Below are 16,466 nucleotides of genomic sequence, written 5' to 3' on the forward strand. Positions count from 1 at the left end.
TTTTAGGAACGGAATCTATGTTTAAACTTATTACGCCGACTACGGATAATCAGCTCAATAAGTATTACCACTTCCGCTGGCAGATGTTGCGTGAACCTTGGCGAATGCCTATTGGTTCAGAACGCGATGAATATGATCCCATGAGCCATCATCGCATGATTGTCGATGGTAGAGGAAGGCCCATCGCTATAGGTCGCCTATACATTACGCCTGACAGTGAAGGCCAAATTCGTTATATGGCGGTAAAAGCGACTCGCCGAAGTAAAGGCATGGGATCGTTGGTCTTGGTTGCATTGGAGTCATTAGCCCGTCAGGAAGGGGCGAAACGTCTTGTCTGTAATGCTCGTGAAGATGCGATTTCATTTTATGAAAAAAATGGTTTTGAGCGTCGTGGTGAACTGAACGATGAACGTGGACCTGTTCGTCACCAACAGATGGTGAAGCAACTGGATCCCATGGCAAATGTGTTACGTAAACCAGAGTGGTGTACGGAACTTCAGGAACGCTGGGCAACCCAAATTCCAATCAGTGATAAAATGGGTATCAAGATTCAGCAGTATACGGGGTATCAATTTCAGTGCTGTGCGCAAATAAATCCGAACCTGAACCCACATAATACTATGTTTGCCGGTTCTGCATTCACTCTAGCCACGTTAACTGGTTGGGGGATGGCGTGGTTATTGATGCGTGAGCGTGGTTTAGAAGGTGATATAGTGTTGGTGGACAGCAGTATTCGTTATCGCCACCCAGTAGTTCATAACCCTGTTGCATCGACATCCTTAGATGGAATTAGTGGCGACTTGGATCGTTTAGCATCTGGCCGTAAAGCGCGAATTGTGGTGAATGTGACCATATCGAGTGGTGATGTTGAGGCTGTGGCCTTTGTTGGAACCTATATGCTGATTCCCAATTACCAAGAGATCCTAAAAAAGGCCGGTGCGAATTAAAGCACAAGCTTTATTTAGGACAAGGCTGAAACTCTTGTTTATTGTTTTGCAAGTCATAACTCACGTTCTCACAACCTTGAGCAACATTGAGCTTAAACTGCCCCTCTTGAGGTGAAACCAAATCAAGTTGGGCAGTGATATCAGCTTCCAATCCAGAACCTTTCAAAGCGGTCTTAGCAAGATGGATTCGTCCTCTGTCTGCTATCAAGTTAAAGTTCTCAATTTCAAAGGGTTGTACGACTAAAGACTCAGGGCTTTCGATCATCATAATGCCTTCGCGCATGCTACCATTAAGCTCTCCTGAAATAGAGTGTGCAAGCATAGAATAGTCTCCTGCCAACCCTTCTGCATTAACGTCGAATTCCGTAGTAGCATCAATCTTAACTGGCAGTTGGACAAAGTAATTCATAACGGAAAACGGTAGACCATCAGCATGTGCAGTCAGAGACCAGGGCGAGCTCGCTTTGGTGAAATCCCAGCTTGCATTCGCTTCAAGATAACCCTGTTCAAGTGGTATAAATGCTTTATTAAGCTGCCAGACCCCTTGCTCACTTCGCATATCAATTAGGCCTTGGCTGCTAACAATATTGCCTATACTGGCGCTGTTAGCATTGATAACGACATCACCATTCCATAATCCCAATCGGTTGTCTTTAATCAATTGAGTGTTCGATCCTTCAATCGTTAAGCCGGATAGTTGCCAAAATGGTTTGTTGTACAACTGAATAAGCTGCAGGTTGTTGATGTTTAATTGTTCTATGACCAGTTCATCAAACTGCGGCCATTTTTCATCTAACCAAGCGAGATCTTGCTGAGATTCACCAAACCATTTTATACCGTGGACGTTAAGTTCCTTTAAATGAAGGCTGCTCGGTGTCACTGTTCCTGATAGTTGTACGCTACCTTGCAATACTTCTGTTGAAAAGTCGCTGATAGCAATGGTTTGGTCAGAAAAATCAAGCTTGATGCTAGGTTCAATCCATTGGGTGTTTTTCCATAAAATGGTATCGGCATTTAATGACAAGTAACCTTGATCCTGTTGCCATATTGAATGAGTCAGAGATAAATTTTCCAAAGACGCGGCAAAATTCTCTAATCTCAATCCGGCTATCGTCAATTGGCTGTTAAGAATATCTAAACTGTTAATGTGGGTTATGTATTTAAGCGCTTGCTGTTGTAGTTCATCCGTTGTGCTGCTTAATGATTCAGGTAGATCTAGATGGTTGATGGTCGTATTAATTAGTGACCACCCTGAAGCCAACTGTTCTGCCTGACCTGAAAAGTCGCCTCCTTGCCATTTGAATGAGGCGCCATACACCGTGCTGTCTGAAGGTTTATAATCCGCATCAATCAGAATTTTATCAAAAGCTTCTCCATTCCAGTAAAACTGGTCAGCAGAAAGTTGAAGTTCTCCATAGGGCAGCAATTGCTCGGTATCTTTCCATTGCGGATGCTTGACCTGAAGATTAACTCCACGAGCAATAAGCCCTTGTTGTGAAAAATCCACATTGTGTAGAGCCAGTTGATTTAGTTGCAAGTAATGGAGGAAGTTTGACGCGGGTAAACCTTGGGAAAAGTTAGCGCCATCGAGTAATAGACTATCGATGACCAACTTGTCTTGTTTTATCAGTTTTTCGTTTAACCAAATATCAACTTTGGAAAAAGAGATCGGCTGTTCATCCGTTTCTATACTGACGTTATGTAAGGTGAAATGCGTCGGATACTCATACTCAAGTTTAGAGAATGAGAGTTTTTGGGGCCACAATTGTTGAGTTAGCCATTGAGCTGAAGGCGTGAAATAGCGGGTGTGCATAACACCAAATACTACCAACGTTAACGTGAGTAGTATGGCTATAACTCCAATCCCTAGTGCTAACAGCTTCTTCATGGTTTCGTATCGGCTAAACGGACAAGCTAACAGCTTTGATCAAATATCAATTTGCTTCAACAAAAAAGCCCCTAAATATAGGGGCTTGCTAGTTTTTTTGACGTTAAACGCTAAGATGTCTGCTTTAGTCTAGTTGTGGACCTGCTGCAACTAGAGCTTTACCTTCTGCGTTATCCGTGTACTTGTCGAAGTTGTTGATGAAGCGAGTCGCAAGGTCTTTCGCTTTGCTTTCCCATTGTAGTGGGTCAACGTAAGTATCACGTGGGTCAAGAATTGAAGGATCAACACCTGGTAGTGCTGTTGGGATTTCTAAGTTGAAGATAGGAACGTGTTTTGTTTTCGCTTCTTCAATCGAGCCATCCAGAATCGCATCAATAATACCGCGAGTATCTTGAATCGAGATACGTTTGCCTGAACCGTTCCAACCCGTATTCACTAGGTAAGCTTCAGCGCCAACGGCTTCCATACGTTTTACCAACACTTCTGCATATTGAGTTGGGTGTAGCGTTAGGAACGCTGCGCCAAAACATGCAGAGAAGGTTGGTGTAGGTTCGGTAATACCACGTTCAGTACCTGCAAGTTTTGCAGTGAAGCCAGACAGGAAGTGGTATTTGGTTTGTTCAGGAGTCAACTTAGACACAGGAGGTAGAACACCAAAGGCATCGGCAGACAAGAAGATCACTTTGTTGGCATGACCGCCTTTTGAAATAGGCTTAACAATATTATCGATATGATAGATAGGGTAAGAAACACGGGTATTTTCTGTTTTTGAACCGTCATCGAAATCGATAGATCCATCACCACGTACAGTGACGTTTTCTAGTAGTGCGTCACGGCGAATAGCGTTGTAGATATCAGGCTCAGCTTCTTTAGAGAGCTTGATCGTTTTCGCGTAACAGCCACCTTCAAAGTTAAATACACCGTCATCATCCCAACCGTGTTCGTCATCACCAATCAGTGCGCGTTTTGGATCGGTAGAAAGTGTGGTTTTACCTGTACCAGATAGGCCAAAGAAAATAGCAACGTCGCCGTCTTTACTCATGTTCGCTGAACAGTGCATAGACGCAATACCTTGAAGAGGAAGGAAATAGTTCATCATTGCGAACATACCTTTCTTCATCTCACCGCCGTACCAAGTACCGCCGATAAGCTGCATTTTTTCAGTTAGGTTAAATACGGTGAAGTTTTCAGAGTTCAAACCATGCTCTTGCCACTTGGTATTGATGCATTTAGCACCGTTCATAACGACAAAATCAGGTTTGAAATTCGCTAATTCTTCATCGCTTGGGCGGATAAACATATTTTTAACGAAGTGAGCTTGCCAAGCTACTTCAGTAATAAAGCGCACACATAAACGCGTATCAGCGTTAGCGCCACAATAACCGTCGAATACAAACAGACGTTTGCCAGAAAGTTGTTTGTTCACTTGAGCTTTCAAGTCGTTCCAAATTTCTTGGCTGATTGGTTTGTTATCGTTTTTTGCTTTCTCAGATGTCCACCATAGGGTGTCACGGGTGGTGTCATCTTTAACGATAAACTTATCTTTAGGTGAGCGACCAGTAAAGATGCCAGTGTCTACTGCTACTGCTCCCAGTTCAGTGACTACGCCTTTTTCGTAGCCTTCTAGGTCTGAGCGCGTTTCTTCAGCGAATAACGTTTCGTAACTTGGGTTATGTATCACTTCAGTTACGTTGGTTATTCCGTATTGGGTTAGGTCTAATTGTGCAGCCTTTGTATGTTCCATAACGGTCATAGGTGCTCCTTATAAGGATTTTTGTAGGGATTTTGTAATAATGTTTTTAATTGTTATCTGCTAACCATGCTAACAACGGGTCTGGGAGAAAACAGGGAGATAGTTCAAAAAACATCCACTTCTTTCCTGTGGTTTTAGGTGACTCGTCACATATATTAGCCTGAGTATTTTATCTTGTAGTTGAAGGCAGATACCAGAGAAAATCATTAATAATGACTAGAAATTAAGTATGCCGTACGGTGGTTTCAAGCCTTGTTTTTATTGGGTTGTGATCACAAAAAAAGCCAGCTTTATGCTGGCTCTTGTGCAAAGATTACGTGCTTGTTAATTCTAGTGAATTAATGCAGTGTTTTGGTGTCACTTTGTGCTTGAGAATATAGCTCAGCGACTTGTGCTGAATCGAAAGAATATGTTGTGCCGCAGTAATCACAATGTAAAGAAACCGATCCTTCCTCTGCTAAAATGTCGTTTATTTCATCGCGAGAGACAGTCACAATTGCTGCACCACTACGATCACGAGAACAGCCACATAGAAACTCAACATCTTGAGGTTCAAACAGTTTTACTTGTTCTTGGTTGTATAGGCGGTACAGCAGCTCGTTTGCTTCAAGAGTGAAAAGTTCTTCGTTTTTCACTGTGTTGGTTAGTTGCTCTAAGTGTTCAAAATCTTCAGGCGAACCTGTACCATCTGGAACAATTTGCAGTAGCATGCCTGCTGCATGCGGTTTGCCTTCGTGTTCACCAGTACGAATCCATAAACGGGTTTTTAGTTGTTCAGAGCGTAAGAAATAGTTTTCAATTACTTGAGCAATATTGTTACCTTCTAGCCCTACCACTCCTTGGTAGCGTTCGCCTTTTTTCGGCTCGATGGTAATTACTAAATGACCTTTACCCATTAAATCGTGCAAGCCTGCGTCATCGGCAATGTCACCTTCCCAGCGAGCTACACCACGAATACGTTGGTTGTTGTCGCCATTGATAACCGCTAAGGATACAGGACCGTTTCCTTGCAATTGCATGGTAATAGAACCTTCAAACTTAAGTGTAGCCGTTAATAGGGTCGTGGCCACTAGTAGCTCGCCCAATAACGTTTGAATTGGCGCTGGGTATTCCTTGCTAGTGATGATCTGTTGGTACGCTTTGTCTAGCTGTACTAGCTCACCGCGTACTGATAAGTCTTCAAATAGGTAGCGATTTAATACGTTGGTCGCCTTTGCGCTTGTAGTCATAAGGAATAATCCGGCTATTTACTGATGTTTAAATTTTAGAAGATCTCGACGCTGTTTTTTATCTGGGCGGCGATCTGGACTTGGGTTGTGGGCATTTAACTTGCGTGCTAACGCATGACGCTCACGTTTTTCTATACTCTCAAGCGTCTCTGAATAGAGGGTTTGCGCTTCCGGTGCACCACGCCTTTGATCCGATATCCTGTTAATGATAACAGTTTTCTCTTCTTGACCTTGGCGCAGAGTAATTACCGCACCAAGCTCGACAATCTTACTTGGCTTTGATCGTTGGCCATTATAATGAACTTTGCCACCATCGACCATATCTCGTGCAACAGAACGAGTTTTGTAAAATCTGGCAGCCCAAAGCCATTTATCGAGCCTAACCTCTTCTTTCATGGAATTAGCGGAACTCATTGTGCTTATCGCTCTCTAATCTGTGTATGACTCTTTTATGGGAATTACAATGGCGCTTAAATGGCATATTTTCAACCGAACCGACATTTTAATAATTAGAAAAAAACATTCCATATTGTTTGATGCTATAATTTTCGACCCCTATATTAACGAGTCAGTTAGTATTACAGTTGAAAAAAGTAAGAATGAACTAAGGATATATTGGCGGCGAATAATGAAGTTAAAGCAGTTTTATTTTCGACGAGACGGTCAATTCAGATGCTAAAAAAATTATATCAATGGCAGAAGACACTTAGTCTCCTTCTCACTCTTATTATGCTATCAGCTTCAGCGTGGATCATGGGCAAAATGATCTGGCTGTTAGAAGATGAACCAGTGATAGCGCTGCGCTCGAGTGCAGTCTCTGGTGTTAATGTGTCTAAAGCGAAGTCATTAGATTTAAGCGCGTTACATCAGGGTATTTTATTTGGTCAGTATTCAGAATCTGTTGAGCCCGTAGCCATTGTTGAGCAAGTTATTGATGCTCCAAAAACCAAATTAAATTTGGTTCTGGTCGGTGTTGTGGCAAGTAGTGACGCCAATAAAAATCTGGCGGTTATTGCTAATCGAAATGTGCAAGCGACTTACGGTATCAATGAGTCTATTGAAGGCACTAAAGCTAAACTCAAAGCGGTATTACTTGATCGCGTGATCATTGATAACTCTGGTCGTGACGAAACGTTAATGTTGGAAGGGGCTGAAAATATTGAGCTAAGTTCTAATGCTGTAAGAACCGCTCCGCGTCGTCCTCAGGCAAAACAAAATAACCAGCAAGAAGATAATAATGACAATAATAATGAAGATAAATTGGATGCAATCCGAGCATCAATTCTGAATAATCCTCAAGAAATTTTCCAATATGTTCGATTATCTCAAGTGAAAGAGGAAGATAACATAGTAGGTTATCGCGTGAGCCCTGGGAAAGATTCGATATTATTTGATTCAGTGGGTTTACAAAGTGGTGATATCGCCACGGAATTTAATGGTCTTGACCTCACCGAACCTGATGTAATGAGTAAGTTGGCTTCAGGTATGTCGGAAATGACTGAGATCAATTTAAGCGTATTACGCGATGGGCAACAATATGACATTTACATACAATTTTAAATCTGATGCACCAGCTTCAGCTTAGGGAGTATTTGTGAAGCATTGGCTTAAAAAAAGCACATGGTTAATTACCGGCAGTTTATTAGTTTCACCACTGGTATTAGCCAGCGAGTTTAGCGCAAGTTTTAAAGGCACTGATATCCAAGAGTTCGTCAATATTGTTGGCCGCAACCTTGAGAAAACGATCATTGTTGATCCATCAGTGCGAGGTAAAATTGATGTGCGCAGTTACGACACTCTGAATGATGAGCAGTACTATAGCTTCTTTCTAAATGTGCTTGAAGTGTACGGATTTGCCGTTATTGAAATGGATAACAACGTACTTAAAGTCGTTAAAGCAAAAGATGCTAAGACCTCACCAATTCCAGTGTTGGGTGATGATGACAGAGCCTCTGGTGATAAAGTTGTTACTCAGGTAGTGGCCGTTAAAAACGTGTCGGTAAGAGAGTTATCTCCCCTGTTACGTCAATTAATAGATAACGCTGGTGCAGGTAACGTTGTTCATTATGACCCCGCAAACATCATTTTGATCACTGGTCGCGCGGCGGTAGTGAACCGCTTGGCTGAAATTGTTCATCGAGTGGATCAGGCGGGTGACAAAGATATTGAGCTCGTTGAGTTAAAGAATGCGTCGGCGGCAGAAATGGTGCGTATTGTTGAGGCTCTGAATAAGACTTCTGACGCAAAGAATACTCCAGCTACATTACAGCCGAATCTTGTTGCAGATGAGCGTACTAACTCGATTTTGATTTCAGGCGAACCAAAGGTGCGCAAGCGTCTTAAGAATCTGATTAGACAACTTGATGTTGAAATGGCGACTAAAGGTAATAACCGAGTTGTTTACCTGAAATACGCAAAAGCGGAAGAGTTGGTGGATGTGCTTAAAGGCGTATCGCAAAACTTGCAAGCCAAAAGTCAGAACGGTCAGAAAAGTGCGGGTGGTGCCAGCAGCACTAACAATGACATTATGATCACAGCCCATGCTGGAACGAATGCTTTGGTAATAACCGCGCCACAAGACATCATGAGTGCGATGTTAGATGTCATTGCACAGTTAGATATCCGTCGCGCGCAAGTATTGATTGAAGCTTTAATTGTTGAAATGTCAGAAGGCGATGGTATTAACCTTGGTGTTCAATGGGGTTCGTTAGAAAGTGGCTCGGTTATTCAATATAGTAATACTGGTGCTTCAATCGGCCAAGTGATGGTTGGTTTAGAAGAAGCCAAAGAAAGCACAAGCACAGAATATTATTATAACTCTGATGGTAACCGTGTACCTTATGATGTAACTGAATCTGGTGACTACAGTACGCTTGCATCAGCGCTTTCCGGCATCAACGGTGCTGCAGTTAGCATTATGATGGGCGATTGGACAGCGCTGATTAGTGCAGTCTCTACAGATTCAAATTCGAATATTCTTTCTTCGCCAAGTATTACTGTTATGGATAACGGTGAAGCTTCTTTTATTGTTGGTGAAGAAGTTCCAGTTATTACTGGTTCTGCTGCAGGTTCAAACAATGAGAACCCATTCCAAACGGTTGATCGTAAAGAAGTGGGTATTAAGTTGAAAGTCGTACCGCAAATTAACGAAGGTGACTCAGTTCAGCTCAAAATTGAACAGGAAGTTTCTAACGTGTTAGGTGCTAATGGTGCTGTGGATGTCCGTTTTGCCAAACGTCAGCTCAATACATCTGTAATGGTTCAAGATGGGCAAATGTTAGTGCTAGGTGGTTTGATTGACGAAAGAGCAATGGAAAGCGAATCTAAAGTTCCATTTCTAGGCGACATTCCTATTCTGGGGCATCTATTTAAATCTACCAGTACTCAAGTGGAAAAGAAAAACTTGATGGTATTTATCAAGCCGACGATCATCCGTGATGGTATGACAGCTGATGGTATTACCCAACGTAAATATAACTATATTCGTGCGGAGCAACTATTCAAAGCAGAGCAAGGTCTTAAGTTAATGGATAATGACAATATCCCTGTACTGCCAAAGTTTGGCGAAGACCGCCGATATCCGCCTGAGGTTCAAGCCTTTATTGATCAAATGGAAGCGGTTCAATGACAGATGTTGTGGCGCCGATAGTCCGTAGATTGCCGTTTAGCTTTGCCAATCGATTTAAAGTCGTACTGGAATGGAATAACAGTTTAACGGAGGCAACCGTTTATTATGTTGCCCCAATTTCTATTATTGCTTTGGCTGAAGCTAAACGAGTCTTGCAAAGCTCTTTCCACTTAGTTGAAGTGAGTGAAGGTGATTTTGAGAGTAAACTTACTCAGGTTTATCAAAGAGATTCTTCTGAAGCGCGTCAGTTGATGGAAGATATTGGTGCCGATAACGACGACTTTTTCTCACTGGCGGAAGAGCTTCCTCAAAGTGAAGACCTGCTAGAATCCGATGATGATGCTCCGATCATTAAATTGATAAATGCCATGTTAAGTGAAGCTATCAAGGAAGGTGCATCAGATATTCATATCGAAACATTTGAGAAAACATTATCAATCCGTTTCCGTGTTGATGGTGTGCTACGTGATGTGTTAAGCCCAAGCCGTAAACTGGCTCCATTGCTTGTTTCTCGTGTCAAAGTTATGGCTAAACTCGATATCGCTGAGAAGCGAGTGCCGCAAGATGGTCGTATCTCTCTTCGAATTGGTGGTCGCGCTGTCGATGTTCGTGTTTCAACTATGCCATCATCACATGGTGAACGTGTAGTAATGCGTTTGCTGGACAAGAATGCTACTCGCCTCGACTTACATAGTTTAGGAATGACAGAAAGTATCCAAGATAATTTCCGTCATTTGATTGAACGGCCGCACGGTATTCTACTTGTTACTGGGCCTACTGGTTCTGGTAAATCCACCACGCTATATGCGGGCCTGCAAGAAATTAATAGTAATGAGCGTAATATTTTAACGGTAGAAGACCCAATTGAGTTTGACGTTGATGGTATTGGTCAGACTCAGGTCAACCCTAAAGTCGATATGACGTTCGCGCGTGGGCTACGAGCCATTCTACGCCAAGACCCTGATGTGGTTATGGTCGGAGAAGTTCGTGATTTAGAAACAGCACAAATTGCGGTACAAGCTTCTCTAACGGGGCACCTAGTGATATCTACACTGCATACTAACACTGCGATTGGTGCGGTAACACGTCTGCGGGATATGGGGATCGAACCATTTTTGCTTTCTTCTTCTTTGCTGGGGGTATTAGCACAGCGTCTTGTTCGAACATTATGTTCAGATTGTAAAGAAGCATATGAAGCGGATGACTCTCAGAAAAAACTGTTAGGGGTGAAGAAAAAGCAACCTCTTACACTCTATCGTCCCGTTGGATGTGAATGTTGTAACCAAAAAGGTTACCGAGGACGTACAGGGATCCATGAGTTGTTGCTAGTGGATGAAACCGTTCAATCTCTGATTCATGATGAAGCCGGAGAGCAGGCTATTGAGAAATATGTTCGTGAATATACGCCGAGCATTCGTCAGGATGGTTTAGACAAAGTGCTGCAAGGAATCACTTCTCTTGAAGAAGTGATGCGCGTGACGAAGGAGTCATAATGGCAGCATTCGAATATAAGGTTCTGGATACAAAAGGGAAAAATAAAACAGGTGTCATTGAAGCGGATAGTGCGCGTCAAGCTCGTTTACGATTGAAAGAGCAAGGACTCGTTCCTTTAGAAGTGATTGAGACTAAGTCAAAATCGACTAAAAAAGGTTCTTCCTCGTTTTCTTTCGGCCGTGGGATCAGCACCAGTGATTTAGCGCTGATTACTCGCCAGTTGTCGACATTGGTTCAATCGGGAATGCCATTAGACGAGTGTTTAACCGCTGTTTCTGAACAGGCAGAAAAGCCTCATATTCGTAATATGTTAGCGGCCGTACGAGCTAAGGTCACCGAAGGGCATACATTAGCCGACAGTTTTGGTGACTATCCGCATGTATTTGATGATCTGTTTCGTTCGATGGTATCGGCAGGCGAAAAATCCGGACATTTAGATTCCATCCTTGAGCGATTGGCGGACTACGCTGAGAATCGACAAAAAATGCAGTCTAAACTTTTGCAAGCGATGATTTACCCTATTGTTTTAGTTGTTTTTGCGGTGGGTATCGTTGCATTTCTGCTCGCTGCTGTAGTGCCTAAAATTGTTGGACAATTTGTGCAAATGAGCCAACAACTACCAGCGTCGACCCAGTTTTTGTTGTCTTCGAGTGAGTTTGTCCAACATTGGGGACTGCAACTTCTGGTTGTAATGGTTGCCCTAATTTATCTAGTCAAGTGGGCACTACGCAAACCGGATATTCGGCTCAAGTGGGATTATAAACTGATGTATTTACCACTGATTGGTAAAATTGTCCGAGGTCTTAATGCATCACGTTTTGCCCGCACGTTGTCAATCTGTGCGTCGAGTGCGATTCCAATCCTAGATGGAATGGGAATCGCTGTGGATGTTATGTCCAATCAATATGCTAAACAACAAATCCGCATTGCAGCAGATAATGTGAGGGAAGGGGTTAGCCTGAGAAAGGCCCTAACGGAAACGAAACTTTTCCCACCTATGATGCTACATATGATCGCCAGTGGTGAACAAAGTGGTGAACTTGAAAATATGCTCACTCGAGCGGCAGATAACCAAGACACCAACTTTGAATCAACCATAAACATCGCGTTGGGTATTTTTACCCCAGCACTGATTGCGGTTATGGCAGGGATGGTACTGTTTATTGTTATGGCTACTTTGATGCCAATTTTGGAAATGAATAATTTGATGTCTAGATAGCACTTTGTGCTGTCTGTTCACGTTATTATTTTGACGAAATATCATTTATCGACTTTTGCAAATGGAGCAAAAATGAACAAACGTAGTAAAAATCAGTCCGGCTTCACCTTGTTAGAAGTCATGGTTGTTATCGTAATTTTGGGTATTTTAGCCAGTTTTGTAGTCCCTAACTTGATGGGAAACAAAGAGAAAGCTGACCAACAAAAAGCTGTAACAGATATCGTGGCTTTGGAAAATGCTCTCGATATGTATAAGTTGGATAATAGTGTTTACCCAACCACAGACCAAGGTTTGCAAGCTCTTGTGACCAAGCCTTCAAATCCAGAACCACGTAATTATCGTGATGGTGGCTATATTCGTCGTTTACCGAAAGATGCTTGGGGCAACGATTACCAATACCTAAGCCCTGGCGATAATGGCACTGTAGATATTTTCTCTTTCGGTGCTGATGGTCAGGAAGGCGGTGAAGGTTCTAGTGCCGATATCGGTAACTGGAACATACAAGATTTCCAATAATAATCACGATAAGTGGGACTGGGGGCGGATGCCCCCACTTTTATTCGATGAAGCGAACTCAAGGTTTCACATTGCTGGAAATTTTACTGGTACTCGTACTGCTTTCTCTCAGTGCGGTAGCGGTAATTGCTGCTTTTCCCATTTCACAAAAAGATGAATCGAAGCTGGTCGTCCAAAGCTTATATCAGCGCATTCAACTGATTAACGAAGAAGCAATATTGAGTGGCCAAGATTTCGGCTTGCGAGTCGATCAGGATAAAAACCGTCTGCTTTTTCTAACGCTCACTGCTGAAGGGTGGCAGATACTAGAAAAGCCTCAGTTTAATGCAGAAATTGAAGTTCCCTCAGATCTAAAAATCGATTTTCAACTCGGTGGCAACACTTGGGGTAACGATGACAGATTATTTGAACCCGGTTCTTTATTTGATGAGGATATGTTTGCTGATCAAGAGGAGAAAAAGCAGCAGAAACCGCCCCAGATATTCATTTTGTCTAGTGGTGAAGTGACTCCGGTGATGCTGAGTATTCATCCGCTAAAAGATCAGTTAGAACAGAGTTGGAGAGTGGTCGTAAAAGATAATGGCCAAATCCAATTATTGGCACCCGGAGAGCAAGATGAAGAGGTATAAAGGCTTTACACTGCTTGAGGTGTTAGTTGCTTTAGCTATTTTTGCTACCGCTGCTGTAAGTGTCATTCGTTCAGTTAGCCAACATATAAATACAATTAACTACTTAGAAGAAAAGGCGTTTGCAGCCATGGTGGTTGATAACCAAATGGCTTTGGCGATGCTTGCTCCGGATGACTTAAAAGAGAAAAAAGGAACTGAATCTTTGGCTGGGCACACCTGGTATTGGAAAGTCATTCCGATTAAGACTGCGAATGGGTATTTGAAAGCATTTGATGTCAGTGTATCAGCAGAAGAAAAGAGCAGTCCTGTCATTACGGTAAGAAGCTATGTCGCTCAATAGAAAGGCAGCACAAGGCTTTACACTGATAGAAGTATTAGTGGCTATCGCTATTTTTGCTAGTTTAAGCGTTGCTGCGTATCAAGTGTTACATCAGGTGCAACGTAGCAACGAGGTATCTTTAGAGCGTACTGCTCGCTTAACTGAAATTAATCGTGCTTTTGTTTTGCTGGATGCCGATTTTCGACAGATTGCTGCGCGTCAGTTTCGCACTCAAGGTGGCGAGCCAAGCAAGCAGTTTTTAATTTGGCAAGATGGGTTGCTTGATTCGGAACAATACGGTGTTGTTTTTACTCGTTTAGGTTGGCATAACCCTCAGCAACAGTTCCCTCGGGGGGAGATAACCAAAGTTGCATATCGAATTCGAGATGGAGTGCTTGAAAGAGTATGGTGGCAGTATCCCGACACCTCTATTGACCAAGATGGGTTAGTAACACCATTACTCACTCAGGTCGACAGTTGGAGTATGCGCTTTTATTTTGAAGGTAAGTGGAGTGAATCTTGGGACAAAAACCTACAGTTACCTAATGCGGTTGCTGTTAAGTTAACGCTAAAAGATTATGGAGATATCGAACGTATCTACTTAGTTGCCGGGGGGATGGTTCAAGGCGGAGGTGATGATAGTGATTCGTAGCGCCTTACCTCGTCAACATGGTGTTGCATTGATCGTGGTGCTGTTGATTTTAGCGATTATGGTATCTATCGCAGCGACAATGTCTGCTCGTATGTTCACTCATTTTCAGCGAGCTCAGCATCAAGTTAATTACCAGCAAGCGTATTGGTATAGTGTTGGTGTCGAAGGATTGGCCAAGGTAGCAATTGAGCAGAGTTACAAAGACAGCGACACGATCAATCTTAGCCAAGCGTGGGCATTAAAAGAACAAGTCTATCCGCTTGATTATGGACAACTTAGCGGCAAGATTACTGATAAACAAGCGTGTTTTAATATCAACGTATTAAGCGGGGTTGAGGTCAGCAGCAGTACCAGTAAGCCGTATCTGCTTAATGTTTGGCAAACCCTGTTAGAAGAGCTTGAAGTCGAAAACTACCAAGCAGAAGTGATTGCCGATTCTACATTGGAATACATTGATAGTAATGACAGAGTTCAGACAACGTATGGTCTGGAAGACAGCTACTATGAATCGATGTCCCCTGCCTATATGGCAGCTAACACCTTACTTGCAGATAGTAGCGAGTTGCGTTCTGTTCAGCAAATGAGTGGCGATGTGATGACTAAAATTGCGCCATATGTTTGTGCTCTGCCAACAGATGACTGGCGGTTGAATGTTAATACATTGGATCCACAACAAGCTAAATTACTCGCTGCAATGTTCAGCCCTAATTTGTCTGAATCCAGTGCTAAGGCGGTATTGGAAAATCGTCCGTTTGACGGATGGGGAAGTGTTGAATCCTTCTTATCAGAATCGCAAATTGCTGCGACAGGCACATCAGTAACGGATCAAGCAAAAGGCTACTTAACCGTTGATAGCCAATATTTTGAGCTTGACGCACAAGTTTTAGTGGAAGAGGCGCGAGTTCGTATTCGCAGCCTGTTCTATAGTGATAATCGTAAAAATGCAATGGTAATTCGCCGTCGCTTTGGAGGGATCAGTGAGCGAGTTTCTGACCGTTCGGCTGAGTAGTCAAAAAGAAGCCAGTATTCCTTGGTTGGTGTGGTCTTCGGTACAACAAGAAGTGATCGCAAGTGGTGAAGTATTCGGTTGGGATCAACTTGAACAACTGAGTACATACGCAGATCAGCGGTCGACTATCGTTTTAGTTTCAGCTAGTGACGTAGTGCTAAGTAAAGTTGATATACCAACGGGTGCAAATCGTAAGATTGAATCCATTTTACCTTATTTAGTTGAAGACGATGTCGCACAAGATGTTGATAACATGCATTTTTGTGTCATCAAAAAATCAGGAAGCACTGTCGAAGTCGCTGGCATTGATCGTGATTTCTTACGTGCTTGTATTGATCAATTAGCTTCAGTTGGGCTCGCAGTAAAGCGTGTCATTCCTGACGTGCTGACGATTCCTGTTCAGCAAGGGTTAGCCGCTGTGCAGCTTGGCGATGAATGGTTAATTCGTAAGGGTGAGTGTCAAGGCGTTTGTGTTGCAAATGACTGGCTTGAGCTATTGAGTCACTCGGATTGGGTGAAAGATGAAGAAAACTACTTGCCTTTAATCGCTTACACGCCTCTTCCTGAACTCAGTTTAGCGGAAGATCAGCAGTGGCAGTTTACTCCGACACCACTCGTCATGCAGTTGCTTACCGAGGGCGCACTACAAAGCAAAATAAACTTATTAACGGGCCGTTTCAAAGTGAAGTCTTCTTCCATGAAATATTGGAATGTCTGGAAAAAAACGGTTTATGCATCGCTTATGCTTTCCTGCGTTATTGTCGGTTATAACCTTCTTGAAATACATCGTTTTGAACAACGTGTAGAAGCTTATCGTACTGAAAGTGAAAGGATTTTTCGCTCTGTATTTCCTGACAGAACAAAAATCCCAACGGTGAGTTATCTAAAACGATTGATGAATGATGAGTTAAATGCTTTGCAAGGCGGTGGAGGCAGCACTTCCGTTTTGGAATGGTTGGCTCAATTGCCAGCAACGTTAGGAACGATTCCCGGAATGGAGTTACAAAGCTTCAAATTCGACAGTAATCGTAGTGAAGTCCGTTTAGAAACCACTAGCAAAGATTTCCAGAGTTTTGAGCAAGCTAGAGTGAAGCTAGAGGAGCAGTTCATTGTTGAACAAGGACAAGTGAACAAAAATGGCGATGTGGTTTCTGGCTCATTTGTTTTGAAGCACAAGTAGGGG

General features: G+C 42.8%; 15 protein-coding genes. 11 read left to right on the forward strand and 4 right to left on the reverse strand.

Going from position 1 to position 16,466, the window contains the following annotated elements; genetic code table 11:
• Positions 1-17: 17 nt before the first annotated feature.
• Positions 18-947, forward strand: a complete 930-nt coding sequence (locus G5S32_RS00670) for a bifunctional GNAT family N-acetyltransferase/hotdog fold thioesterase (RefSeq protein WP_165310016.1) — start codon at positions 18-20, stop codon at positions 945-947.
• A 10-nt stretch (positions 948-957) separates the two neighbouring features.
• Here G5S32_RS00670 and G5S32_RS00675 read toward each other — a convergent pair whose 3' ends face one another.
• The 4 genes from G5S32_RS00675 to hslR all read right to left on the reverse strand — a co-directional run bounded on the left by G5S32_RS00675 (position 958) and on the right by hslR (position 6,231).
• On the reverse strand, positions 958-2,835 hold the full coding sequence (locus G5S32_RS00675) for an AsmA family protein (RefSeq protein WP_165310017.1): 1,878 nt from the start codon (positions 2,833-2,835) through the stop codon (positions 958-960).
• Positions 2,836-2,959: 124 nt separating this feature from the next.
• A complete protein-coding gene (gene pckA, locus G5S32_RS00680; RefSeq protein WP_165310018.1) occupies positions 2,960-4,588 on the reverse strand; it encodes a phosphoenolpyruvate carboxykinase (ATP) in 1,629 nt (542 codons plus the stop codon).
• Positions 4,589-4,926: 338 nt separating this feature from the next.
• Complete coding sequence (gene hslO / locus G5S32_RS00685; RefSeq protein ID WP_165310019.1) at positions 4,927-5,817, reverse strand: Hsp33 family molecular chaperone HslO; 891 nt, start codon at positions 5,815-5,817, stop codon at positions 4,927-4,929.
• 18 nt (positions 5,818-5,835) lie between these two features.
• Positions 5,836-6,231 carry a ribosome-associated heat shock protein Hsp15 gene (gene hslR, locus G5S32_RS00690; protein ID WP_165310020.1) on the reverse strand — a complete coding sequence of 132 codons (396 nt, stop codon included), beginning with the start codon at positions 6,229-6,231 and terminating at the stop codon, positions 5,836-5,838.
• 258 nt (positions 6,232-6,489) lie between these two features.
• Between hslR and gspC the strand changes: the two genes are divergently transcribed.
• The 10 genes from gspC to gspL all read left to right on the forward strand — a co-directional run bounded on the left by gspC (position 6,490) and on the right by gspL (position 16,463).
• Positions 6,490-7,377: a type II secretion system protein GspC gene (gene gspC / locus G5S32_RS00695; RefSeq protein ID WP_165310021.1), complete on the forward strand. Its 888-nt coding sequence runs from the start codon at positions 6,490-6,492 to the stop codon at positions 7,375-7,377.
• Between the two features lie 34 nt (positions 7,378-7,411).
• Positions 7,412-9,445, forward strand: a complete 2,034-nt coding sequence (gene gspD / locus G5S32_RS00700) for a type II secretion system secretin GspD (protein WP_165310022.1) — start codon at positions 7,412-7,414, stop codon at positions 9,443-9,445.
• Complete coding sequence (gene gspE / locus G5S32_RS00705; protein WP_165310023.1) at positions 9,442-10,938, forward strand: type II secretion system ATPase GspE; 1,497 nt, start codon at positions 9,442-9,444, stop codon at positions 10,936-10,938. Before gspD ends, gspE begins: the two co-directional genes overlap by 4 nt.
• The gene (gspF, locus tag G5S32_RS00710) at positions 10,938-12,158 is read left to right on the forward strand and encodes a type II secretion system inner membrane protein GspF (protein ID WP_165310024.1); all 1,221 of its coding nucleotides are present in this window, start codon (positions 10,938-10,940) and stop codon (positions 12,156-12,158) included. The genes gspE and gspF overlap by 1 nt, the downstream gene beginning before the upstream one ends.
• 72 nt (positions 12,159-12,230) lie before the next feature.
• Positions 12,231-12,674, forward strand: coding sequence for a type II secretion system major pseudopilin GspG (gene gspG / locus G5S32_RS00715; protein ID WP_165310025.1), 444 nt, complete (start codon positions 12,231-12,233; stop codon positions 12,672-12,674).
• A gap of 47 nt (positions 12,675-12,721) precedes the next feature.
• On the forward strand, positions 12,722-13,303 hold the full coding sequence (gene gspH, locus G5S32_RS00720) for a type II secretion system minor pseudopilin GspH (RefSeq protein ID WP_165310026.1): 582 nt from the start codon (positions 12,722-12,724) through the stop codon (positions 13,301-13,303).
• Complete coding sequence (gene gspI / locus G5S32_RS00725) at positions 13,290-13,643, forward strand: type II secretion system minor pseudopilin GspI (protein ID WP_165310027.1); 354 nt, start codon at positions 13,290-13,292, stop codon at positions 13,641-13,643. The genes gspH and gspI overlap by 14 nt, the downstream gene beginning before the upstream one ends.
• Positions 13,630-14,274, forward strand: coding sequence for a type II secretion system minor pseudopilin GspJ (gene gspJ, locus G5S32_RS00730; protein ID WP_165310028.1), 645 nt, complete (start codon positions 13,630-13,632; stop codon positions 14,272-14,274). The genes gspI and gspJ overlap by 14 nt, the downstream gene beginning before the upstream one ends.
• Positions 14,258-15,283, forward strand: coding sequence for a type II secretion system minor pseudopilin GspK (gspK, locus tag G5S32_RS00735; RefSeq protein WP_165310029.1), 1,026 nt, complete (start codon positions 14,258-14,260; stop codon positions 15,281-15,283). The genes gspJ and gspK overlap by 17 nt, the downstream gene beginning before the upstream one ends.
• A complete protein-coding gene (gene gspL / locus G5S32_RS00740) occupies positions 15,252-16,463 on the forward strand; it encodes a type II secretion system protein GspL (RefSeq protein WP_165310030.1) in 1,212 nt (403 codons plus the stop codon). Before gspK ends, gspL begins: the two co-directional genes overlap by 32 nt.
• Positions 16,464-16,466: the final 3 nt, after the last annotated feature.

Source organism: Vibrio ziniensis, from assembly GCF_011064285.1.
Classification (GTDB): domain Bacteria; phylum Pseudomonadota; class Gammaproteobacteria; order Enterobacterales; family Vibrionaceae; genus Vibrio; species Vibrio ziniensis.